This is a genomic window from Bradyrhizobium lupini (genome assembly GCF_040939785.1).
Classification (GTDB): Bacteria; Pseudomonadota; Alphaproteobacteria; order Rhizobiales; family Xanthobacteraceae; genus Bradyrhizobium; species Bradyrhizobium canariense_D.
On the sequence record NZ_CP162553.1, the window covers coordinates 6372833 to 6394958 of the forward strand.

Sequence of the window (22126 nt, forward strand, 5' to 3'; positions counted from 1 at the left end):
GAGTGGGTGTCGGCGCGGCTGAACTGGTCACTATGCTTAATGTTGCGTATAGGGACTTTCGAAACGGAGCGTGGCGTGGCGAATTCCCCAGGCGATCTCGAAGTGATCGTGCCAAATCTGCACAGGCGCTATTCCGGGGTCACCGCGACCAACCGGATGGTGGCGCCGCGGCTGGCAAAGCTCTATCGCGCCGCGTGGTTCGGCTCCGACGCGCCGGAGGGGATCGCGCGCCTGAACGGTGCCGATCTCCTGAGATTGTGGCGCCGCAAGGCGCCGCTGATCTGGCACGCGCGCCGCAACAACGAGATGATCGCGGGTGTGCTGTTGCGCGCGCTCGGTTGGCCGCTCAAGCTCGTCTTCACCTCGGCGGCACAGCGCCATCATAGCTGGATCACGCGCTGGCTGATCCGGCGCATGGACGCGATCATCGCGACATCAGATCTTTCGGCCTCGTTCCTGAAGGTGAAGGCGACGGTGATTCCGCATGGCGTCGACACCGCCGTCTATGCGCCGCCGCTCGACCGCACTGCTGCCTTCGCGGAAACCGCGTTGCCGGGCCGCTATGCGATCGGCTGCTTCGGCCGGGTACGCGCGCAGAAGGGCACCGATGTGTTCGTCGATGCGATGTGCCGCTTGCTGCCGCGCTTTCCGGATTTCACCGCAATCATCGTCGGCCAGGTCACACCGGAGCAAACCGTTTTTGCAAACGACCTGAAGAAGCGGATCGAGGCCGCCGGCCTGCAATCGCGCATCGTCATCATCGGCGAGCTGCCGATCGAAGACGTGCAGCGCTGGTATCAGCGGCTGACGATCTACGCCTTCACCTCGCGCAACGAAGGTTTTGGCCTGACGTTGATCGAGGCGATGGCGGCTGGCAGCGCGCTGGTCGCCGCGCGCGCCGGGGCGGCCGAACTCGTGGTCGAGGATGGCGTGACCGGCGTGCTGATCCCGACCGGTGATGCGGACGCGCTGGCTGCAGCGGTCGAACCGCTGATGCGTGACGTGGCCGCCGCGATCGCTATGGGCGAGCGCGGGCGGGCACGGGTGCTCGCGCAATTCAGTCTCGATGCGGAGGCGTCACGGATCGGGGACGTCTATCGGCCGCTGCTTTGACATCGCCTTCAGGGCAGCAAACAAAAAAACTCGAAAACAACCCCATGCACAGTAGCCGAGGCCAACGAAATCAATGGCTTCCCCGGCATCCCGAAGCTGCGGATTTTACGAAGTCGATTTGACTCGTCGGGCAAAACACCGGCATAATGTCATCATCGGCGTAGCCTCGACGGCCTTCACGTCGAAGCCCTTGTCTCCACCTCACCCAGCACCCGCTGCGCAATCTCCACCACCTCGCTCGCTGCGATATCTCGCATGCAGCGGTGGTCGTTCATCTTGCAGGTCGTGCTCTGGCAGGGTTGGCAGGAGAGCACGCTCTTGTCCTGCACCACGGTCGCGGCGAGGCCGTTGAGGGGGCCCAGAGATAGGGGCTGGTCGGCCCGAAGATGCCCATGGTCGGCGTGCCCAGGGCGGCTGCGATGTGCATCAGGCCGGAATCGTTGGAGATCGCGACGCCGGCTGCAGCCATGGCCAGCACGCCGTTGCGCAGATCATTGCCGGTGAGGTCCCGGACCCCCGGGCCGCCGGCCGCGACGATCTCCTGGGCCAGGCCCTTTTCCCCGGGGCCGCCGACAACCCAGACCTCAAGGCCGCGCTCGGCCAGCAAGCGGGCGGCCTCGGGATAGTAGGTCCAACGTTTTGAGACGCCGACCGAGCCGGGGGCTAGGGCCACCGCGGCGCCGGCGCTGAGGCCATTGGCCTGCCGCCAGCGGAGGATGTCCCCGGTCGGAACCCGCAACTGCGGCACCGGCCATTCCGCCGGCAGCGGGGCGCCATCGGGCTGGGCGAGGGCGGCGTTCTTGTCGATGAAGCGGGGCAGCTTCTTTTCGCCCCAACGCCAGCGATTGAGCAGGCCGAACCGGAACTCGCCGACGAAGCCGACCCTTTCCGGAATGCCGGCCAAAGCGGGCGCAATGGCGGCCTTCCAGGTCCGGGGCAGCACCAGGGCGGTGCCGTAGTTCCGCTCGCGCAGGAGCTTCGCCAAGCCGAGCTGGCGGCCCACCGCGAGTCGCCCGCGCGGCAGGTCCCAGACGATCGCTTCGCGCACGCCCGGCATGTAATCGACCAGGGGCGCGCATAGGGAGGTCGTGAGCAGATCGACCGGCCGGTTCGGCCAGCGCTCATTCAGGACCCGCACGACGGTGTGATTCCGGACGAAATCGCCGATCCACATGTAGGGGACGATCAGGATCGGGCGCGTGTCGCCCCCATCTGCCTCCCCATTAAATTGCAGATCTTGGTTCATTCGTTAAAGGGCCGGGGTGCGCTGATGTGGCGGTTCGGTTAGCCGCTCCGGGCCGGCAGGTAAAGCCGGCTGAGTGGCAATCCCAAAACCGCTTACACTTTGGCGGATCATGCGCTAGGGCAGAACCGGGCCGCAAAACTTCGGGCAGGCGGAATCTGGCAGGGAAGTTGGAAATGTTGCTGGTGACCGGCGGGGCCGGTTTTATCGGATCGAATGTCGTCGCCGCGCTGAACGAGGCCGGCCGCAGCGACGTGGTCGTCTGCGATTTCCTTGGCAACGAGGGCAAATGGCGCAACCTCACCAAGCGGCAGCTTTTGGATATCGTGCCGCCAGCTGAGCTGCCGGACTGGCTGCAGGGCCGCAAGCTCGATGCCGTGATCCACCTCGGGGCGATTTCCGCGACCACCGCGACCGACGGCGACCTGGTGTTCGAGACCAATTTCCGCCTGTCGATGCGCCTCCTGGACTGGTGCACGGCGAATGCGGTGCCGTTGATCTACGCCTCCTCGGCGGCGACCTATGGCGACGGCGAGGCAGGATTTGACGACGACAGCTCTGTGTCTGCACTGAAAAAACTGCGGCCGATGAACCTCTACGGCTGGAGCAAGCACCTGTTCGATCTCGCCGTCGCCAAGCGCGCCGCGAACGGCGAGAAGCTGCCGCCGCAATGGGCCGGACTGAAATTCTTCAACGTGTTCGGCCCCAACGAATACCACAAGGGCTCGATGATGAGCGTTCTGGCGCGCCGCTTCGACGACGTCAAAGCGGGCCGCGTCGTGCAATTGTTCAAGTCGCATCGCGAGGGCATCGCCGACGGCGATCAGCGCCGCGATTTCATCTATGTCGACGACGTCGTGCGCGTGATCATGTGGCTGCTGGCAACGCCCTCGGTGTCCGGGCTGTTCAATGTCGGCACCGGCAAGGCACGCAGCTTCAGGGACCTGATGTTGGCGGCCTATGCCGCGCTCGGCGCCGGCCCCAACATCGAATACGTCGACATGCCCGAGCAGATCCGCGGCAGCTACCAGTACTTCACCCAGAGCGAGGTCGATCGCCTCCACCGCGCCGGCTACAATGGCGGTTTCACGACGCTCGAGGACGCGGTGAAGGCCTATGTCGGGGATTATCTCGACCGGCCCGACCGCTTCCGCTGAGGTCCATCACCATGCCGACGCCCATTCTCGATTTCGATGCCCTCGCGCAAGCCATCTCAGGCTGCACGGTGCTGTGCATCGGCGACATCATGCTGGACGAGTTCGTCTATGGCGAGGTGTCGCGGATATCGCCGGAGGCGCCGGCGCCTGTCATCGCGGCCCAGCGCAGCGAGATCCATATCGGCGGCGCCGGCAATGTCGCGCGCAACGTCGCCGCGCTCGGCGCGCGCTGCATCTTCGTCGGCCTCGTCGGCGAGGACGAGGCGGGCAGGCAGCTCGCCTCGACGCTTGCGGAGCAGGGCGCCATCGAAAGCGTGCTGGTGTGCGATCCCTCGCGTCCGACCACGCGAAAAGTGCGTTTCGTCTCCGAGCATTTTTCCACGCACATGCTGCGTGCGGATTGGGAGCAGGCACAGCCTGCTTCCGATACGATCGAGACCAAGCTGATCGAAGCGATCCTGCCGCAGATCGCGCGCGCCGACATCGTGCTGCTGTCCGACTACGCCAAGGGCGTGCTGACCGCCCGCGTCATCCGCCACACCATCGACGCCGCGCGAAAACTCGGTAAGCCCGTGATCGTCGATCCCAAAAGCCTGAACTGGGCGATCTATCGCGGCGCGACGCTGCTCACGCCCAATCGCAAGGAATTTTCGGAAGCGACCCGAAGCCGCGCCGACACGCCGCAGAGCATCGTCGATGCCAGCGAGGACGTGATGCGGCTCGCCGATTGCGAAGCGATCCTCGTCACCCAAGGCGAGCACGGCATGACGCTGGTGCCGCGCAACGGCGAGGCCGTTCACGTTCCGGCGTTTCCGGTCAAGGTGCGCGACGTCTCCGGCGCCGGCGACACCGTTGCCGCGGCGCTCGCGGTCTCGCTCGCCACGGGCGCGGACTGGGACACGGCGCTTCGCATGGCCAGTGCCGCGGCCGCCGTCGCCGTCGGCAAGCAGGGCACCGCCAGCGTGAGTGCGGCCGAGCTGAAGCGAAAGATCTTGCCGCATGCCTATCTCGCGGCCGAGGAGAAGATCGTGCTCGAGCCCGGCGCGCTCGACGCGCAGCTCGCGGAATGGAAGAAGCAAGGCCAGCGCGTCGGCTTCACCAATGGCTGCTTCGACATCCTGCATCCCGGCCACGTCAAGGTGCTGACAGCGGCGCGCTCCGCCTGCGACCGCCTGATCGTGGGGCTGAACAGCGACGCCTCGGTACGGCGGCTGAAGGGCGCCGACCGCCCCGTTCAGGACGAGCGAGCGCGTGCGGAAGTGCTGGCGGCGCTCGAAGCCGTCGATCTGGTCGTTATTTTCGATGAGGATACGCCGATCGACCTGATCACCCGCATCAAGCCGAGCGCGCTGATCAAAGGGGGTGATTACACCCGCGAGCAGGTGGTCGGCCATGAGGTCGTCGAGGCCGCGGGCGGGACCGTGGTGCTGGTCGACATTCTCCAGGGCTTCAGCACGACGGCGCTGGTTCATCGCGCGCGGGGCGAGGGCAAGTGACGACGCTCGCCGGGGCGACGACCGGCCAGGTGCTGTGGCGGCGTCTGCGCAGTCCGGCGGCCTGGTCCGAGACGGTCGATCTGTTTGCGATCCTGACTGCGGCCTCGCTGCCATGGTCGACGTCGCTTGCGGCGATATTCAATGTCCTGATGCTGCTCTGCATGGTGCCGTTCCTCGACGTCCGTGAGTTCCTGCAATCGCTCAAGCGTCCGATCTGTGCGGCGCCGATTGCGCTGGTCCTGCTCGCGCTGGTCGGGACGCTGTGGTCGGACGCGGCCTGGGGGCGCGCTTCTACGCGGTCAATCCGACCGTCAAGCTGCTGGTGCTGCCGGTCCTGTTCTATCATTTGCGCGCTCGCCGCGCGGACATTGGGTGTTTGTCGCCTTCCTAATGTCCTGCGCACTGTTGTCGGTGATGTCCTGGCTCGTCGCCTTCTACCCAGACCTCGCGCTCAAATCCGACCGCGTCGAGCGCGGCATCTTCGTCAAGAACTACATCGACCAGAGCCAGGAGTTCACGCTCTGCGCCGTCGCGCTCGCCTATCCGATCGTGCAGTTGCTGCGCCAGAAGCGCTACTGGATCGCCGCGCTGCTCACGGCGCTTGCGCTCGCCTTCTTCGTCAACATGGTGTTCGTGGTGGTATCGCGCACCGCGCTGCTCACCATTCCGATCCTGTTCGGTGTGTTTGCGTTGCTTCATCTGAGATGGCGCAGCATCGCGATCATCTCCGCCGCCCTGCTCGCGGGCGCGGTTCTCGCCTGGCAGGCCTCGCCGCAATTGCGCAAGACCGCCGACAGCTTTGCCAGCGACTACACGCGCTATGTCGAAAAAGGCGCGCCGACCTCGGCCGGCTTGCGGCTCGAATTCTGGCGAAAATCCCTCGGCTTCTTCGCGGAGGCGCCGGTCAAGGGGCACGGCACGGGCTCGACGCGCGGATTGTTCGAACGTGCCGCGACGCCGGGGGATGCTCAGTATCAGGCGTCCGCCGAGGTGATCGGCAACCCGCATAACCAGACGCTGAACGTGGCCGTGCAATGGGGCATCATCGGGGTCGCCGTTCTCTACGCCATCTGGATCCTGCATCTGCTGTTGTTTCGCGGCGACGGGCTCGCAAACTGGGTCGGCCTCCTGGTCGTGGTCCAGAACGTCTTCACCTCGCTGTTCAACTCCCATCTGTTCGACTTCCACGAGGGCTGGATGTACGTCATCGGTGTCGGCGTTGCCGGCGGCATGGTGATCCGGGCCCAGCAGGCCGGGGCGAAAGCGGCGGAAGCAGGTTCCTGAACGGCCGGCCGGATGGCAAACCTTGACTGACAAGCCTTGACTGGCATGTCCGGCCGAGATGGGTTATCAGCGCGATCAGGTTGCATCTAACTGGATTTTCGGTCAGCGGATGACGCGTCTTTCGCATCTCACCTTGCGCAATTTCATGATCGCGCTCCACGACCTGCTGGCGACCACGGCGGCGCTGTTCGCCGCCTTCTATCTGCGCTTCGAGGGCGGCGACGGCTTCTTCGACCGCCTGCCGCTGCTAATTCAGATCCTGCCCTATTTTCTCGCCTTCAGCGTGGTCGTGTTCTTCGTCTTCAACTTGACCACGACGAAATGGCGCTTCATCTCGCTGCCCGACGCGCTGAACATCATCCGCGTCGCGACCGTGCTGACGGTTGCGCTCCTGGCGCTCGACTACATCTTCGTCGCCCCAAACGTCCGTGGTGCCTTCTTCCTCGGCAAGGTGACCATCGTCCTCTATTGGTTCCTCGAGATCTCCTTCCTCAGCGCGTTGCGCATGGCCTACCGCTATTTCCGCTATACGCGGGTTCGGCGTCACGCCCGCACCGGAGATGCCGCGCCGACGCTGCTGATCGGCCGCGCCGCGGATGCCGAGGTGCTGTTGCGCGGAATCGAGAGCGGGGCGATCAAGCGCATCTGGCCGGTCGGCGTGCTGTCGCCGTCGAGTTCCGATCGCGGCCAGTTCATCCGCAACGTCCCGGTTCTGGGCGGCGTCGACGACATCGAGGATGTCATCGCCGACTTCACCAAGCGCGGCAAGGGGATCGCGCGCGTCGTGATGACGCCAACGGCATTCGAGCCGGAGGCCCATCCCGAATCGATCCTGATGCGGGCGCGCAAGCTCGGCGTGATCGTGAGCCGCATGCCCTCGCTCGAGAGCGGCGATACCCCACGGCTCACGGCCGTCGCCGTCGAGGACCTGCTGCTGCGGCCGAGCGAAAAGATCGACTATGCGCGGCTCGAGGCCCTGATCGAGGGCAAGGCGGTGATCGTCACCGGTGGAGGCGGCTCGATCGGTTCCGAGATCTGCGAGCGTGTCGTCGCGTTCGGCGCCGCGCGCCTTCTGATCGTGGAAAATTCCGAGCCGGCGCTCTATGCGATCACGGAGACGCTCGCGGCGCTCGGCACTGCTGCTTCGATCGAAGGGCGGATCGCCGACATCCGCGACCGTGAGCGCATCATGCGCCTGATGGCCGAGTTCAAGCCGGACATCGTGTTCCATGCCGCCGCGCTCAAGCACGTGCCGATCCTCGAGCGCGACTGGAGCGAGGGCGTCAAGACCAACATCTTCGGCTCGATCAACGTTGCCGATGCCGCGCACAGCGCCGGCGCCGAAGCCATGGTGATGATCTCGACCGACAAGGCGATCGAGCCGGTGTCGATGCTCGGCCTGACCAAGCGCTTCGCCGAGATGTATTGCCAGGCGCTCGACCATGATCTTGCGGCGGGTCACGGCGGCGCCAGGCGGTCGATGCGGCTGATCTCGGTCCGGTTCGGTAACGTACTCGCGTCGAACGGCTCGGTGGTGCCGAAGTTCAAGGCCCAGATCGATGCCGGCGGTCCCGTGACGGTCACGCACCCCGACATGGTCCGCTACTTCATGACCATCCGCGAGGCCTGCGATCTCGTCATCACGGCGGCAACGCATGCGCTCGGAACGCAGCGCTCGGACGTGTCCGTCTACGTGCTCAACATGGGCCAGCCGGTGAAGATCGTCGATCTCGCCGAGCGCATGATCCGTCTCTCGGGCCTGCAACCCGGCTACGACATCGAAATCGTGTTCACGGGCATGCGGCCCGGCGAACGCCTGCACGAAATCCTGTTCGCCTCCGAGGAGCCGACCCGCGAGATCGGCGTCGCCGGCATCATGGCCGCGCAGCCGAACGAGCCGCCGATGCAGACGCTGCGCAAATGGATTGCGGCGCTGGAGCAGGCGATCGCGCGCGACGATCGGGCCACCATCAGGACCATCCTGAAGGACGCGATTCCGGAATTCGGGTCGACCGCGGCCTGATCATGCAGCCTCGAGGCAAGATCGTCGTGGCGAGCCAGCACTACCCGCCTGATCCGAGCACGACGGCAGCGATCATGGCCGAGATCGCCTGCCGCATCGCCGGGGATCACGAGGTCGTGGTGTTGTCGGGCTCACCGGGCGCGTTGCCGGACTCGCAGACCGGCCCGGGCAAGCCGCGCATCGTCGCCGTCAAGAACCGGATGGCGGACAAGGCGGCGCTGGTGCGGCGCGGCGCCTCCGAGCTGCTGTTCGCGGCGCGCACGTTCCTGGCGCTGACACGGGAGCTGCGGCGAGGTGACGTCGTGCTCACCGTCACCGCACCGTTCATGCTGCCTTACGCGGTCGCGGCGGCGGCGAGGCTGAAGGGCGCGCGCTCGGCGCTGATCATGCACGACCTCTTTCCCGACGTGCTGGTGATGGCGGGCCTGCTGAAGCCCGGTTCGATCTTGGCTATGACGATGCGCGCCGCCAACGGCCTGATGTTCCGCGCGCTCAATGCCGTCATCACCATCGGCCGCGATGCGGAACGGCCGCTGCTGAGCTATTCCGGCATGACGCGGAACAAGATCCGCTTCATCCCGAACTGGGCGACGCTCGTGGCCGCACCCCGGCCGGTGACAGCGGATAATCCGTTCCGCAAAGCGCTCTCGGCGGGTTTCGTTGTCGGCCTGTCGGGCAATCTCGGCTTCACCCATGATCCGGAGATCGTGTTCGAGGCGGCGCGCCTTTTGAGGGCCGAGCCTGACATCCATTTCCTGCTCTCCGGCTGGGGCATCGGCTTCGAGCGGTTGAAGCAGTTGCAGGCTGAAGCGAACTTGCCCAATGTCTCCTTCGTGGGGCGGGTCGAGGATGCCGAGCTCGAACCATTCCTGGCGGCTGCCAATCTCTGGATCATTCCGTACCGGAAGGACGTTGCGGGGGTGTCGGTGCCGAGCCGGTTCTACAATCTGCTGGCGGTCGGTCGTCCCGTGGTGCTGGTCTCCGAACCCGAGGCCGAGGCCGCGTTGACGGTGGTGGAGAACGGGCTGGGCTGGGTCGTGACGCCAGGCCATGCCGATCAGCTGGCCGAGGCGATCCGCGCGGCGTCTTGCTCCGACGGTGTCGCCTTTGCGGAGCGCGCGGTGAAGGCGGCGGCGAAGTTCGATCGCGTCACCGCGATGAACGCCTATGCCGCCCTGGTCGACGAATTGTTGCGCAACCCCGAACTGCCGGAGCAACGATGAACGAGCGCAAGCCAGTCGTGCTGGTGACGGGTGCGAGCGGTTTCGTCGGCCGTCATGTCGTGCCCGCGCTGGCGCGCGAGGGCTGGTCGATCCGCCGCGCGGTGCGCAGGCCGGAAGGTGTGGACGACGAGGTCGTGATCGAAACGATCGGCCCCGAAACCGACTGGCAGGCCGCGCTTCAAGGCGTCGACGCCGTCGTTCATCTCGCTGCGCGGGTGCATCACAAGCACGAAGAGCATGCGGTCCAGCTCTACCGCAACGTCAACATTGCCGGCACGCTGCAGCTGGCGCGCAGCGCGGCGACGGCCGGCGTGCGCCAGTTCATCTTCATCAGCACCGTTCTCGTGCACGGTCGCAGCAATGAGGGCCGCGCGCCGTTCAGCGAGGACGATGTCCTGACGCCGCGCGGTCTCTACGGCATGTCCAAGGCCGCGGCCGAAGCGGGCTTGAAGACGCTGGCGCGCGACAGCGCCATGAAGGTCTCGGTGATCAGGCCGCCGCTGGTCTATGGTGCGGGCGCCAAGGGCAATTTCGCGCTGCTTACGCGCGCCGTGAACCTCGGGCTGCCGCTGCCCTTTGCCGCGATCCGCAATCACCGCGCCTTCCTTGCCGTACAGAACCTGTCGTCGTTCATCCTGCGCCGGCTCGCCCATCCTGACCCCGCCAGCAATTTCGAGGTTTTCCTGGTGGCTGATAGGGAACAGGTCTCGACGCCTGACTTCATCAAGCGCGTGGCCAACGCGTCCGGCAAGAACCCCCGGCTGTTCGCCATGCCGCCGGACCTGCTCAGCAAGCTTCTCATCGTGATGCGCCGGCAAGAAACGCATGACAGCTTGATCGGCTCGCTCGAGCTCAACCTGTCCAAGGCGATTGCGACCGGGTGGCAGCCGCCGGTGTCTCTCGACGAGGGGCTGCGGCTGGCGCTGGCGGCTCAGGACGCCTGAGGACGGGAGAACCGCCGCAGCACAACGCCGATCGCGATAGCGCCCGCCAGCAGCGCGATCAACGTGATCGTCACCGAGCCGGCGCGAGCGGTGGCGATGGCAAGCCCCGCGAGCACGAGATTGAGCGCGAACACCTCGCCGATCACGCGGGAGACCGTGAAGCCGTGGTCGGTGGCGCGCTGGTAGAAATGCGAGCGATGCGCCGACCAGAACTGCTCGCGCCTGGCGATGCGCCGGAACAGTGTGATGGTGGAATCCACGAGGTAATAGGCCGGCAGCAACAGCGCCGCGGCGGGCTGCCCGCGCCAAGCGAGCTCGAGCAGGCACCAGCCGAGCAAAAGGCCGATCGGCAGGCTGCCAACATCGCCCAGGAAGACTTTTGCGACCGGCTTGTTGAACGGCGCAAAGCCGAGCATGGCGCCGCACAGCGCCGCGGCGATCAGCGCGGCCGGCCACGACAGATCGCCGAGCAGTCCCAGCAGCAGCAGCGCCGCGGTGACCGGCACCACTTCCGCCACCGTCATCAGGTCGAGCCCGTCCATGAAGTTGACGAGGTTCACGAACCACACGCCCGCCAGCAGGATCAGTCCGCGCTCCAGGGCGAGCGGCAGCGCCGGCACGATGCGCGCGGTCTCGGGCGTGGTGAACACGACGGCGCCGACGGCTGCGGCCTGCAGCACGAGCCGTACCAGCACCGGCAGCGACTTGATGTCGTCGGCAAATCCGACCACGGCGATCAAGACTGTCGCAGCGATCAGCGCCGGCGGAATCGCGACGTTCGCCCAGACTGCCCAGGCTGATGCGACCAGCAGCGTCGCTGATATCACGGCAATGCCCGCACCCTGCGGGGTCGGGATGCGATGAGAGGACCGCGCGTTGGGCCGCGCCAATGCGTAACGCTGGAGCAGGGGGCGGCTGGTCCAGGTGATGACGCCCGACACCAGCGCGGCAATCGCAACGGCAAGCAGCGAGGGGACGGCGCCGAGCGCATCGATGGCCGCGCTCACTCCGGCACTCCGAGCGGCGCCGATCCCTGCGCGGCTTTCTCGGCGCTGAGGATCCAGACCAGACCGCCGATCGCGCCGACGATGAAGTACACGGCGCCGAACAGCAGCGAGACGTTGACGCCCTCGTTTGCGGCCAGCCCCGCGAAGCCGAACGCGAGGCCCATGGTGGCTTCCCGCACGCCCCAGCCGGCGATCGAGATCGGCATCATCGTGATCAGCATCACCGGTGGCACCAGCATAAAGACGTCGCTGAATCCGACCGGCGCGGCGATCGACTGCACGACGCACCAGGCGACCACGACGGCCAGCACATGCACGGCGAGCGACAGGATCACGACGGCCGGTCCGCGCGAGCGGCTGAAGATCACGCGGTTGGCGATCACGGCACAGGCGTGGATGTGATGCGTGGCCCACCAGGTTTTCAGCCAGTGCCATTTCAGCGCGCCGAAGACCAGGAAGCCGAGGCCACCCGCGAGCGCCGCGAGGTCGACGAGCAGCAGCGCCGAGCGCCCGTGCGGATCAGCGATGAGGCCGTAGCTCCAGGGCAGGCTCGCGACGATCATGATCGCGAGCGCGATCAAACCGATCGCACGGTCGACGAAGATCGAGTAGGTCGCAGCGCGCCAGCCGGCGCCGGCGCGCGCGACGAGCCACAGCCGGACCGCATCGCCGCCGATCGCCGAGGGCAGGGTCTGGTTGAAGAACGATCCGATTACGTTGTAACGCATGGCCCGGCCGAGCTCGAGCGGGGCACCGCATGCGGCGCTGATCTCGCGCCAACGCAACACGCCGACGAAGATTTGCAGGAACGTGACGGCGATCGCCAAGCCGATCCAGAACAGGCTGGTCACGGTGAAGCGCGAAAACAGTTCGGACAGATCGACCTTGCGCAGCGCCAGGTATAGCAGCGCTCCGGAAATCAGGATCTTGGCCGTCGACAGCAGGATTCGGCGCATTTCGCCCGCATGAACAAGGGTTTTGAAGCAACCCGACGCAAGGCGCCGAATTCGGCCGCTTTGGTATGGTTTTGGCGCCGATCTTGCAATAGCGGTGATCAGGAGCCCGCATGCAGGGCGGCCGGCTATTGCGGCCCCGTCGATGCGGAGGCTAAAGAGGCGCCGCGGGCGAAAGATCGAGCGACGGATCGGGCGAAGCGGTCCTTGGGAACAGGATGAGGGATCACCGCAGTTCGTCCGGCTGCCGCAAATGCGCCGTCTAAGGTCTACAATGTCGGCAACCACCGCCCGGAAGAGCTGATGCACGTCGTCGGAGTTCTGGAGCCGGAGCTGGGTCGGACGGCGATCAAAGAATTGCCGCCGAGAGACCTTTTGGAAACGTTCGCGGATGTCGAGGATCTGATGCGCGATACCGGCTTTGCACCGTCAACGCCGATCGCGCACGGAATTCGTAATTTTGTCACCTGGTATCGGAACGACCTCAAGGTTTGAAATGACGATGGACAAACGCATTATCCCCCTGATCATGTGCGGCGGTGCCGGAACGCGGCTGTGGCCGGCTTCGCGCGAGGTGCGCCCCAAGCAGTTCCTGCCGCTGTTCGGCACGCGCTCGACCTTCCAGGACACGCTGCTCCGCGTCTCCGAGGCCTCGCTGTTCGATCGCCCGATCGTCATCACCAATGCCTCCTATCGCTTCATGGTGCTGGAGCAGCTCGCCGAAATCGGCATCGAGGCTGACGTGATCCTCGAGCCGATGCGGCGCGATTCCGGTCCTGCGATCGCCGCCGGCGCGGTGTTTGCGCAGAACCGCGCCAGTGAGGCGATCGTGCTCGCGCTCGCCGCCGACCACGTGGTGCAGGACAATGCCGCGTTCGTCGCGGCGTGCCGCCAGGGCCTCACCGCCGCGAGCGCCGGGCGCATCGTCACGTTCGGCGTCAAGCCGGAGCGGCCGGCGACCGAATACGGCTATATCAGCCCGGGCGAGGTCATCTCCGGTGAGGTGCACGCGGTCGCGCGCTTCGTCGAGAAGCCGGATGCGGTGAAGGCGGCCGACTACCTCAATTCCGGCTATCTCTGGAACAGCGGCAATTTCATGTTTCCGGCCAGCGTCCTGCTCGACGAATACCGCAAGGTCGATGCGGCGAGCGTGGAGACCATCTCCAATGCCGTGACCAATGCCGGTCGCGATCTCGGCTTCGTGACGCTGGAGCCCGAGGCGTTCGGCGCGGCCAAGGCGATCTCGATCGACTATGCGGTGATGGAGAAGACCGCGCGCGCAGCGGTCGTGCCGGTGTCGTGCGGCTGGTCCGACGTCGGCTCCTGGCACGCGGTGTGGGAATTGTCGGACAAGGACGCGCAAGGCAATGCTTCGCATGGCAGTGCGGTGTTCGAGGATTCCCGCAACTGCAACGTCACCACCGACTCTGCGCTGGTCGCGCTCGAAGGTGTCGACGATCTCATCGTGGTGGCGACCGCGGACGCAGTGCTGGTCTCGCGTCAGAAGGATGCCAACGGGCTGAAGCGGCTGGTCACAAAACTCAAGGCGGTCGCGCCGAAGGTCACCGAGGAGCACCTCAAGGTGCATCGGCCCTGGGGGAGCTACCAGTCGGTCGACAATGGCGAGCGCCACCAGGTCAAGCGCATCGTGGTGAAGCCGGGCGGACGTCTGTCGCTGCAGAAGCACCATCATCGCGCCGAGCACTGGATCGTGGTCCGCGGCACCGCCCGCGTCACCGTCAACGAGACCGTCAAAAGCGTGCACGAGAACGAGTCGATCTACATCCCGATGGGCGCGGTGCACCGGATGGAGAACCCCGGTAAAATCATGCTGGAGCTGATCGAGGTCCAGACGGGAAGCTATCTCGGGGAAGACGACATCATCCGGATTGAAGACGACTATCAAAGGTCGTAACCAGCACACTCCGAATCACGCGACCCGGGCCAAAAGAGTGGTCTCTTCCAGAGGCTTAAGGCCCGCGAAACGTGTAACTTTTTGAATCAAATCGTGTCCGGACCGCTAGCTCCGCATTCGCCACAAATGTGGCGTCCGTGCTAGAAGCGCCCCGGGGATTGCGTTGAATCGGGGTTTGCTCAAATGAGTTCCACAGGATCTGCACCGGCAAAGGCCGGCTTGCGCGTCGGCGTCATTGGCGCCGGCGTGATGGGCAGCAACCACGCGCGCGTGCTCGCGGGTCTTCCCGGTGTCAGCCTCGTCGGCGTCGTCGATCCTTCGCCGGCACATCGCACGCGGGCGATGGAGCTTGCCAATTGCGCGAGCTTCGAGACGCTCGACCAGCTCTTGGCCGAAGGGGTCGATGCCGTCACCATTGCGGCGCCGACTCATCTGCATCACGAGGTCTCGCTCGCCTGCATCGCCAAGAACATCCACGTGATGGTCGAGAAGCCGATTGCGTCCACGGTCGCGGAAGGCCGCGAGATCGTCACGGCTGCGCAAAAGGCCGGCGTTACGCTGATGGTCGGCCATGTCGAGCGCTTCAATCCGGCCGTTGCCGCCGTCAAGCAGGCGATCGCGGGCGAGGATATTCTGTCGATCGCGATCACGCGCGTCGGCCCATTCCCGCCGCGCATGTCCAATGTCGGCGTCGTCATCGATCTTGCCGTGCACGACATCGATCTGATCCGCTGGTTCACCGAATCCGACATCGTCGAGGTGCAGCCGCAATTGTCGAGTGCGGTCGCCGAGCGTGAGGACATCGCGCTCTTGCAGTTCCGCACCGCCAACGGCGTGCTCGCCCACATCAACACCAACTGGCTGACGCCGTTCAAGGCGCGCAGCGTCACGGTCGCGACCCGCGGCAAATACGTGATGGGCGATCTCCTGACGCGCCAGGTCACTGAATGTTTCGGCTTCAAGCCTGACGGCAGCTATTCGATGCGGCATCTTCCGGTCGGCCATGACGAGCCGCTCCGCGCCGAACTGATCGCGTTCCTCAAGGCCGTGCGCAACGGCGAGACGCCGGCGGTCACCGGTGACGAAGGCGTCGCCAGCCTTGAGATCGCGACGCAGTGCCTGGAAACGCCGTCGCGGCCGGCCGCCAAGTCGTCCGCCCTCAAGGGCCCGCGCCGCGTCGCCGGCTGATCCCATTCCATGTTGACCGATCAAAACCCGCAAGGCGCCATGAACCAGCATCTGCGTTCCGAACCCATTCCCTTCATCGACGTCGCCTCGCAGCGCCGCCGGCTCGGCGACTCGCTCGATGCCGCCGTGAAGCGCGTTCTCGATCATTGTCAGTTCGTCAACGGCCCTGAAGTCGCCGAGCTCGAGAAGCAGCTTGCGGCCTATTGCGGCGCCAAGCACGTCATCGGCTGCGCCAGCGGCACCGATGCGATCCTGATGGTGATGATGGCGAAGAATGTCGGGCCGGGCGACGCCGTGCTGTGTCCGTCCTTCACCTTCATCGCGACGGCTTCGCCCGTGGCCCGGACCGGCGCGACGCCGGTTTATGTCGACGTCGACGAGACCACCTTCAACATGAGCCCGGAATCGCTCAAGCGCGGCATCGCGACCGCCCGCAAGGCCGGCCTCAAGCCGGTCGCGGTGATTCCTGGTCGATTTGTTCGGCCAGCCGGCCGATCACGACGCCATCGCGGAGATCGCCAAGGCCGAAGGCCTGTTCGTGCTCGATGACGCTGCGCAGGGTTTTGGCGCGAGCTACAAGGGCCGCAAGCTCGGCACCTTTGGGCTCGCCACTGCGACCAGCTTCTTTCCCGCGAAGCCGCTCGGCTGCTTCGGTGACGGCGGCGCGATCTTCACCGATGACGATGAGCTCGCGGCGACGCTGCGCAGCATCCGCGTGCACGGGCAGGGCGTCGACAAATACGACAACGTCCGCCTCGGCCTGACCGGCAGGCTCGACACCATGCAGGCCGCGATCCTGATCGAGAAGCTGAAGATCTTCGACGACGAGATCGCCGCCCGCAACAAGGTCGCGGAGCGCTACGCACGCGGTCTCAGCAATGTGGTCACGGTGCCGCGCGTGGCGCGCGGCAATACGTCGGTCTGGGCGCAGTACACGATCCGCCTCCCTGAGGGTACCGACCGCGACGGCTTTGCCGCCGCGCTGAAGGCCCAGGGCGTGCCGACGGCGATCTACTACGGCAAGTCGATGCATCAGCAGACGGCCTACAAGCAGTACCCGGTCGCCGAGGGCGGCCTGCCGGGCTGCGAGAGCCTGTCGCAGGACGTCATCAGCCTGCCGATGCATGCCTATTTGACCGAAGCCGATCAGGAGCGAATCATCGCGGCCGTGCGCGGCGCGCTTTCAGCCTGATTTCCCCGTTTTGCTGCGCGAGCTCTTCCTTTAGAAGGGAACGATGCTCGGACGTATCTTCACGGTTGGTGGCTACACGCTGCTCTCGCGGCTGACGGGGTTTGCCCGCGACATCATGCTTGCCGCGATTCTCGGCGCCGGCCCCGTGGCCGACGCCTTTTTCGTGGCGCTGCGGCTGCCCAACCATTTCCGTGCGATCTTCGCCGAGGGCGCCTTCAACGCCGCCTGGGTGCCGGCCTATGCGCACGTGCACGGTGAGCGCGGGGAGGGGGCGGCAAGATTGTTCGCCGACCGCATCTTCACGCTGCTGCTGGCCTCGCAGGTGGTGCTGCTGATCGTCGCCTGGGTGTTCATGCCGCAGGCCATGAGCATTTTGGCGCCCGGCTTTTCCGAGGACGCCGAGCAGCGCAAGCTCGCGATCGAGCTGACCCGGATCACCTTTCCCTATCTGCTGCTGATCACGCTGGTGACGCTCTACGGCGGCATGCTCAACGTGATGCAGCGCTTCGCGAGCGCCGCAGCCGCGTCGATCTTCCTCAACATCTCGATGATGATGACGCTGGCGCTCGCCGCATGGTTTCCCGGCGCGGGCCACGCTGCCGCCTGGGGTGTCCTGATCTCGGGTTTTTTGCAGTATTTCCTGCTCGCCGGCGATCTCGCCCGCCATGGCGGCCTGCCGCGCTTTGCGCCGCTCAAGCTCGACGAAGACGTCCGCGCATTCTTTAAAGCACTCGGGCCGGCGACGCTGGGCTCGATGGGCACGCAGCTCGCGCTGTTTGCCGACACCATCATCGCGACTTTCCTGCCGGCGGGCGCGCTGTCGGCGCTGTATTACGCCGACCGTCTCAACCAGCTCCCGATCGGCGTGATCGGCATTGCCATCGGCACGGTGCTGCTGCCGGAGATGTCGCGGCGGATCACGGCCAACGACCATGACGGTGCGATGAAGGCGCAGCGCCGCGCCTTCGATTTCACGCTGCTGTTCTCGGTGCCGTTCGTGGCCGCCTTCCTCACCGTGCCCGACGCGATCATGCGCGCGCTGTTCGCCCGTGGTGCGTTCTCGAAAGCCGATGCCGCCGCTGCCGGCGCCACGCTCGCGGCCTATGCCATCGGCCTGATCCCCTTCGTACTGATCCGCAGCGCGGTCGCGACCTTCTACGCGCGCAAGGACACGGCGACGCCGGTGCGGGCGTCGCTGACCGGCATCGCGGTCAACGTCGCCTTGAAAATTGCCTTGATGGGATCGCTGGCCCAGATCGGGCTTGCGCTGGCCACTGCCGTCGGCGTCTGGACCAACCTGCTACTGGTGCTGTTCTTCGCGGTGCGGCGAGGCTTTCTCGTGCCGGACCGCGCCTGGCTGTTGTCGCTCGCCAAATTCCTGCTGACCGGGCTCATCCTGGCCGCCGCCTTCTGGCTCATCGCGCGCTTCAGCAGTCCTTCGTTGGGCTCGATGCACTTCCGGGACGAATTGACGCTGCTTCTGCTGGCCGTCGGAGGTACGATCGTCTATGCGCTCGCCATCCTTGCGCTGTTCGGGCGCCGCTGGCTGGTCTCACTGGTGCGGGGTTAACTTTTTCATATTTTCAACGCATTGACGGCTCGAGCTTGTCGGCACGGGCCAGTCTCGATCGTCCTTGGATGGACACATCTCGGAAGTGCGGCGGATGGACCCTGCACAATTGACGTGATGCCGTCACCTCGAGCCGGCAAAATTCGAACCAGGAGCACTGTTTATGAGGATCACCGTCGAAACCAACGTAGCAGCTCCTATCGATCAGGTCTGGCGCGCTTATACGACGCCTGCCGACATCATGAAGTGGAACGCCGCGTCCGACGACTGGCATACGACCAAGGCGACCGTCGACCTGCGAGAAGGCGGTGTCTTCTCATCGCGCATGGAGGCCAAGGACGGCAGCATGGGCTTTGACTTCGCCGGTACCTACACGAAAATCGTCGAGCACAAGCGTATCGAATACGCGTTCGGCGAGCGAAATGCCGAAGTCGAGTTTGTGCCCGGCCCGAAGGGCATTCTGGTTCGCGTGGTCTTCGATGGCGAATCGACGCACTCGGTCGAGCAGCAGCAAGGCGGTTGGCAGGCAATCCTCGACAACTTCGCACGATACGTGGAAGCGAAGCAGACGAAGTCCTGAGGCGTGTGTAGGGGCAAGAAAGCGCCAGAGTAAGGGGCTCGCTTCCAGCGTGCAACCGACCTCCACACATCTCTTGATTTTGCGCGATTGCTATGGTAATCGCAGCGCATGATCAAATCAGTGCGCAAACTCAACCGCAACCACATGACCCGCTTCGGCCGGGCCGTGGAAGGAGTCGCGCGCTAGAAATTCGACGACGACATCTTTTCACCAGGCCCCGCCGGCATCGGACGGGGCCTTTTGTTTGGCCACGCTTCCCTGCCGGCACAACAGCAGGAGCGTCCCATGCCACCCCAACAGACGATCATGACATCCGAGCCGGAGAGGCTCCCCCTCGAGCTTGCCTCGACGTGGAGCATCCCAGGCTTGCTCGCGCGATACTGGCGTGCGCTCCAGGACTGGCGCTGGCGGCAGGGCCCACAAATCGCCTTGCGGGACCTGAGTGACCGGGAGCTGATGGATATCGGCCTGACGCGCGGCGAGATCGACTACATCTCGCCGGAACGGGCTATCGATAGGCTGAGGGATCACGCCAGAGATCTATGGAGCCGCGGGGGGATGTAACTGATGAGCCATCCGAAGCGGAGATGCGCTTTGCGAGCAAGCAGCCGTCAGCACGGCTGCTTGTTCTCAGGCGTGCACTGCGGGCGGGTTCGGCAACTATCATGCCATCAAGCGGACCGTTCCTCACGGCGAAATGACCGAGTTGCGGCGCTCCCGTTCCATCCTGCTCTGACAGGTGAGGGCGCTGGACGGTTTTCGCATGGCTAAACCCGTTTGCCTTGCCAGTTTTTCCACGGCAATATGCCGGCAAAACAACCATGAGAAACGGGACGAGAAAAATGGCGGCTCCCATCAAGTTTGGCGTTGGCCAAAGCGTGTTGCGCAAGGAGGATGACGCGCTCATCCGCGGCAAGGGCCGCTATACCGACGATTATGCGCCGCAGGCCGTGCTTCACGCCCTGATGCTGCGCTCGCCGCATGCGCATGCCAAATACACCATCGATGCGAGCCGCGCCCGCACCCTTCCCGGCGTCGCGCTGATCCTGACCGCCGACGACGTTGGGGATCTCGGCAATCTGCCCTGCCTGTTCAATCTCGAGACCGATCCCTTCACCGGGCCGCCTTACCCGATCCTCGCCAAGGACGAAGTGCGCCATGTCGGCGATTCCATCGCCTTCGTGGTCGCCGAGACCATCGACCAGGCCCGCGACGCGATCGAGGCGATCGAGGTCAAATGGAGCCCGCTGCCGGCGGTGACCGGTGTCGTCAATGCCGTGAAGAAGGGCGCGCCGCAGGTCTGGCCGGACAAGCCCGGCAACGTGCTGTTCGACGTCTCGATCGGTGACAAGAAAGCGACCGAAGCGGCGTTTGCCAAAGCGCATGCGGTGGCCGAGATCTCGATCGTCAATCCGCGCGTGGTCGCGAACTTCATGGAGACGCGCGCGGCGGTGTGCGAATACGACGCCAAGCGCGACCATCTGACGCTGACGGTCGGCAGCCAGGGCAGCCATCGCCTGCGCGATATCCTCTGCCAGAACGTGCTCAACATTCCGACCGACAAGATGCGGGTGATCTGCCCCGACGTCGGCGGCGGCTTCGGCACCAAGCTGTTTCCCTATCGGGAATACGCCCTGTTGGCAGTCGCCGCGCGAAAGCTGAAGAAGGCGGTGAAATGGGCCGCCGACCGTACCGAGCATTTCATGGGCGACGCGCAGGGCCGCGACAACGTCACCACCGCGAAGATGGCGCTGGCCGAGGACGGCAAGTTCCTGGCGATGGATTGCGACCTGATGGGCGACATGGGCGCGTATCTGTCGACCTTCGGGCCCTATATCCCGCATGGCGGCGCCGGCATGCTGCCGGGCCTCTACGACATCCAGGCGTTCCACTGCCGGGTGCGCACCATCTTCACCAACAGCGTGCCGGTCGATGCCTATCGCGGCGCCGGGCGGCCCGAGGCTGCTTACGTCATCGAACGTCTCGTGGACGCCTGCGCGCGAAAGCTCGACATGACGGTGGATGCCATCCGCCGCAAGAATTTCATCCAGCCGAAGGCGCTGCCCTACAAGACCGCGACCGGCAAAGTCTACGATTCCGGCGACTTCGCCGCGCATCTGAAGCGCGCGATGGAGATCGCCGATTGGAAGGAGTTTGGCAAGCGCGCCAAGGCGGCCAAGAAGAACGGCCTGATCCGCGGCATCGGACTTGCGAGCTATGTCGAGGTCTGCGGCACCATGGGCGAGGAGACCGCCAATGTGCGGATGGACCCCAATGGCGATATCACGGTCCTGATCGGCACCCAGTCGAGCGGGCAGGGCCACCAGACCGCCTATGCGCAGATCGTTGCCGAGCAGTTCGGCGTGGCGCCCGAGCGCGTGCACGTCCACCAGGGCGACACCGACATGATCGCCACGGGCCTCGGCACCGGCGGCTCGGCTTCGATCCCGTCGGGCGGTGTCAGCGTCGAGCGCGCGACCCGCGAGCTCGGGCAGAAGCTGAAGGAAATCGCGGCCCAGGCGCTGGAAGCCAGCGCCGGCGACCTCGAGATCACCGACGGCATCGTGCGCATCGCCGGCACCGACCGCTCGATCTCGTTCGCCGATCTCGCCAAGCGACCCGGCGCGGATCCCTCGAAGCTGAACGCGAGCGCGACCTTCGCCAGCGCCGACGGCACCTATCCCAACGGCACCCATGTGGCGGAGGTCGAGATCGATCCGGCCACCGGCATCATCAAAATCGTCAACTACGTGATCGTCGACGATTTCGGCATGACGCTCAATCCACTGCTGCTGGCCGGCCAGGTCCATGGCGGCGCCATGCAGGGCATCGGCCAGGCGCTGATGGAGCAGGTGGTCTATGGCGCGGGCGACGGCCAGCTCGTCACCGCGACCTTCATGGACTACGCGCTGCCGCGCGCGGCGGACGGCCCGGCCTTCGTGTTCGAGACGGCCAACGTTCCCTGCAAGACCAATCCGCTGGGGGTGAAGGGCGCGGGCGAGGCCGGTGCGATCGGGTCCTGCCCGGCGGTCGTCAACGCCATCGTCGACGGGCTGTGGCGCGAATACAAGATCGACCACATCGACATGCCGGCGACCCCGGAACGGGTGTGGATCGCCATCAACGAGCACCATCGCCGTCACAGCCTGTGACAATCTTCCACGGGAATGAAATCTGCCGAGCGGTGTTGGCCCATTGAGGGGTCAGCACGATCCTGCATCAAGGAAAGGGATTTTGC

Annotated in this window: 14 protein-coding genes and 4 pseudogenes; 15 read left to right on the forward strand and 3 right to left on the reverse strand. The window is 65.3% G+C overall.

The annotated features are described in order from the left end of the window. Positions 1-75 precede the first annotated feature (75 nt). On the forward strand, positions 76-1113 hold the full coding sequence (locus AB3L03_RS30330; RefSeq protein WP_247367552.1) for a glycosyltransferase family 4 protein: 1038 nt from the start codon (positions 76-78) through the stop codon (positions 1111-1113). 176 nt (positions 1114-1289) lie between these two features. On the opposite strand, the pseudogene waaF reads toward AB3L03_RS30330, so the two are convergent. Then, positions 1290-2359 (reverse strand): annotated as a pseudogene (gene waaF / locus AB3L03_RS30335) (lipopolysaccharide heptosyltransferase II). Between the two features lie 173 nt (positions 2360-2532). Here waaF and rfaD point away from each other — a divergent pair. The 6 genes and pseudogenes from rfaD (at position 2533) to AB3L03_RS30365 (ending at position 10483) form a co-directional block, all read left to right on the forward strand. After that, the gene (gene rfaD / locus AB3L03_RS30340; protein WP_368507606.1) at positions 2533-3513 is read left to right on the forward strand and encodes an ADP-glyceromanno-heptose 6-epimerase; all 981 of its coding nucleotides are present in this window, start codon (positions 2533-2535) and stop codon (positions 3511-3513) included. Between the two features lie 11 nt (positions 3514-3524). Next, complete coding sequence (gene rfaE1 / locus AB3L03_RS30345) at positions 3525-5009, forward strand: D-glycero-beta-D-manno-heptose-7-phosphate kinase (protein ID WP_354264243.1); 1485 nt, start codon at positions 3525-3527, stop codon at positions 5007-5009. Next, positions 5006-6293 (forward strand): annotated as a pseudogene (locus AB3L03_RS30350) (O-antigen ligase family protein). Before rfaE1 ends, AB3L03_RS30350 begins: the two are co-directional and overlap by 4 nt. Positions 6294-6402: 109 nt before the next feature. Beyond that, positions 6403-8316, forward strand: a complete 1914-nt coding sequence (locus tag AB3L03_RS30355) for an SDR family NAD(P)-dependent oxidoreductase (RefSeq protein WP_247541671.1) — start codon at positions 6403-6405, stop codon at positions 8314-8316. 2 nt (positions 8317-8318) lie between these two features. Beyond that, positions 8319-9539, forward strand: coding sequence for a glycosyltransferase family 4 protein (locus tag AB3L03_RS30360; RefSeq protein WP_368507607.1), 1221 nt, complete (start codon positions 8319-8321; stop codon positions 9537-9539). Continuing rightward, positions 9536-10483 (forward strand): NAD-dependent epimerase/dehydratase family protein, encoded by a 948-nt coding sequence (locus AB3L03_RS30365; protein WP_247412162.1) that lies wholly within the window; start codon positions 9536-9538, stop codon positions 10481-10483. Before AB3L03_RS30360 ends, AB3L03_RS30365 begins: the two co-directional genes overlap by 4 nt. Here the strand turns inward: AB3L03_RS30365 and AB3L03_RS30370 are convergent. Both AB3L03_RS30370 and AB3L03_RS30375 read right to left on the reverse strand, forming a co-directional pair. Continuing rightward, positions 10471-11490 (reverse strand): glycosyltransferase family 4 protein, encoded by a 1020-nt coding sequence (locus AB3L03_RS30370; RefSeq protein WP_204511779.1) that lies wholly within the window; start codon positions 11488-11490, stop codon positions 10471-10473. The genes AB3L03_RS30365 and AB3L03_RS30370 overlap by 13 nt on opposite strands. Continuing rightward, positions 11487-12446, reverse strand: a complete 960-nt coding sequence (locus tag AB3L03_RS30375; RefSeq protein ID WP_247819921.1) for a lysylphosphatidylglycerol synthase transmembrane domain-containing protein — start codon at positions 12444-12446, stop codon at positions 11487-11489. Before AB3L03_RS30375 ends, AB3L03_RS30370 begins: the two co-directional genes overlap by 4 nt. Positions 12447-12683: 237 nt before the next feature. Here AB3L03_RS30375 and AB3L03_RS30380 point away from each other — a divergent pair. The 8 genes and pseudogenes from AB3L03_RS30380 to AB3L03_RS30415 all read left to right on the forward strand — a co-directional run. Next, positions 12684-12938: pseudogene (locus tag AB3L03_RS30380) on the forward strand (UDP-glucuronate 5-epimerase); the annotation flags it as partial. 7 nt (positions 12939-12945) lie between these two features. Beyond that, the gene (locus tag AB3L03_RS30385; protein WP_247456794.1) at positions 12946-14358 is read left to right on the forward strand and encodes a mannose-1-phosphate guanylyltransferase/mannose-6-phosphate isomerase; all 1413 of its coding nucleotides are present in this window, start codon (positions 12946-12948) and stop codon (positions 14356-14358) included. A 183-nt stretch (positions 14359-14541) separates the two neighbouring features. Next, positions 14542-15546, forward strand: coding sequence for a Gfo/Idh/MocA family protein (locus tag AB3L03_RS30390; protein ID WP_026233387.1), 1005 nt, complete (start codon positions 14542-14544; stop codon positions 15544-15546). Between the two features lie 39 nt (positions 15547-15585). Beyond that, positions 15586-16738, forward strand: a pseudogene (locus AB3L03_RS30395) (DegT/DnrJ/EryC1/StrS family aminotransferase). Between the two features lie 43 nt (positions 16739-16781). Continuing rightward, positions 16782-18308, forward strand: a complete 1527-nt coding sequence (murJ, locus tag AB3L03_RS30400) for a murein biosynthesis integral membrane protein MurJ (RefSeq protein ID WP_354264249.1) — start codon at positions 16782-16784, stop codon at positions 18306-18308. Positions 18309-18471: 163 nt separating this feature from the next. Then, positions 18472-18888: an SRPBCC family protein gene (locus AB3L03_RS30405; RefSeq protein ID WP_085348818.1), complete on the forward strand. Its 417-nt coding sequence runs from the start codon at positions 18472-18474 to the stop codon at positions 18886-18888. Positions 18889-19173: 285 nt separating this feature from the next. Beyond that, complete coding sequence (locus AB3L03_RS30410; RefSeq protein ID WP_085348852.1) at positions 19174-19452, forward strand: DUF1127 domain-containing protein; 279 nt, start codon at positions 19174-19176, stop codon at positions 19450-19452. 278 nt (positions 19453-19730) lie between these two features. Further along, positions 19731-22040, forward strand: coding sequence for a xanthine dehydrogenase family protein molybdopterin-binding subunit (locus AB3L03_RS30415; RefSeq protein WP_368507608.1), 2310 nt, complete (start codon positions 19731-19733; stop codon positions 22038-22040). Positions 22041-22126: the final 86 nt, after the last annotated feature.

Bases quoted from the DNA above. Each gene is read 5' to 3' on its own strand.
- AB3L03_RS30375 (WP_247819921.1), bottom strand. From the start codon at position 12,446: ATGCGCCGAATCCTGCTGTCGACGGCCAAGATCCTGATTTCCGGAGCG.
- rfaD (WP_368507606.1), top strand. From the start codon at position 2,533: ATGTTGCTGGTGACCGGCGGGGCCGGTTTTATCGGATCGAATGTCGTC.
- AB3L03_RS30410 (WP_085348852.1), top strand. From the start codon at position 19,174: ATGCCACCCCAACAGACGATCATGACATCCGAGCCGGAGAGGCTCCCC.
- AB3L03_RS30415 (WP_368507608.1), top strand. From the start codon at position 19,731: ATGGCGGCTCCCATCAAGTTTGGCGTTGGCCAAAGCGTGTTGCGCAAG.
- murJ (WP_354264249.1), top strand. From the start codon at position 16,782: ATGCTCGGACGTATCTTCACGGTTGGTGGCTACACGCTGCTCTCGCGG.
- AB3L03_RS30385 (WP_247456794.1), top strand. From the start codon at position 12,946: ATGGACAAACGCATTATCCCCCTGATCATGTGCGGCGGTGCCGGAACG.
- AB3L03_RS30405 (WP_085348818.1), top strand. From the start codon at position 18,472: ATGAGGATCACCGTCGAAACCAACGTAGCAGCTCCTATCGATCAGGTC.
- rfaE1 (WP_354264243.1), top strand. From the start codon at position 3,525: ATGCCGACGCCCATTCTCGATTTCGATGCCCTCGCGCAAGCCATCTCA.
- AB3L03_RS30355 (WP_247541671.1), top strand. From the start codon at position 6,403: ATGACGCGTCTTTCGCATCTCACCTTGCGCAATTTCATGATCGCGCTC.
- AB3L03_RS30390 (WP_026233387.1), top strand. From the start codon at position 14,542: ATGAGTTCCACAGGATCTGCACCGGCAAAGGCCGGCTTGCGCGTCGGC.
- AB3L03_RS30365 (WP_247412162.1), top strand. From the start codon at position 9,536: ATGAACGAGCGCAAGCCAGTCGTGCTGGTGACGGGTGCGAGCGGTTTC.
- AB3L03_RS30360 (WP_368507607.1), top strand. From the start codon at position 8,319: ATGCAGCCTCGAGGCAAGATCGTCGTGGCGAGCCAGCACTACCCGCCT.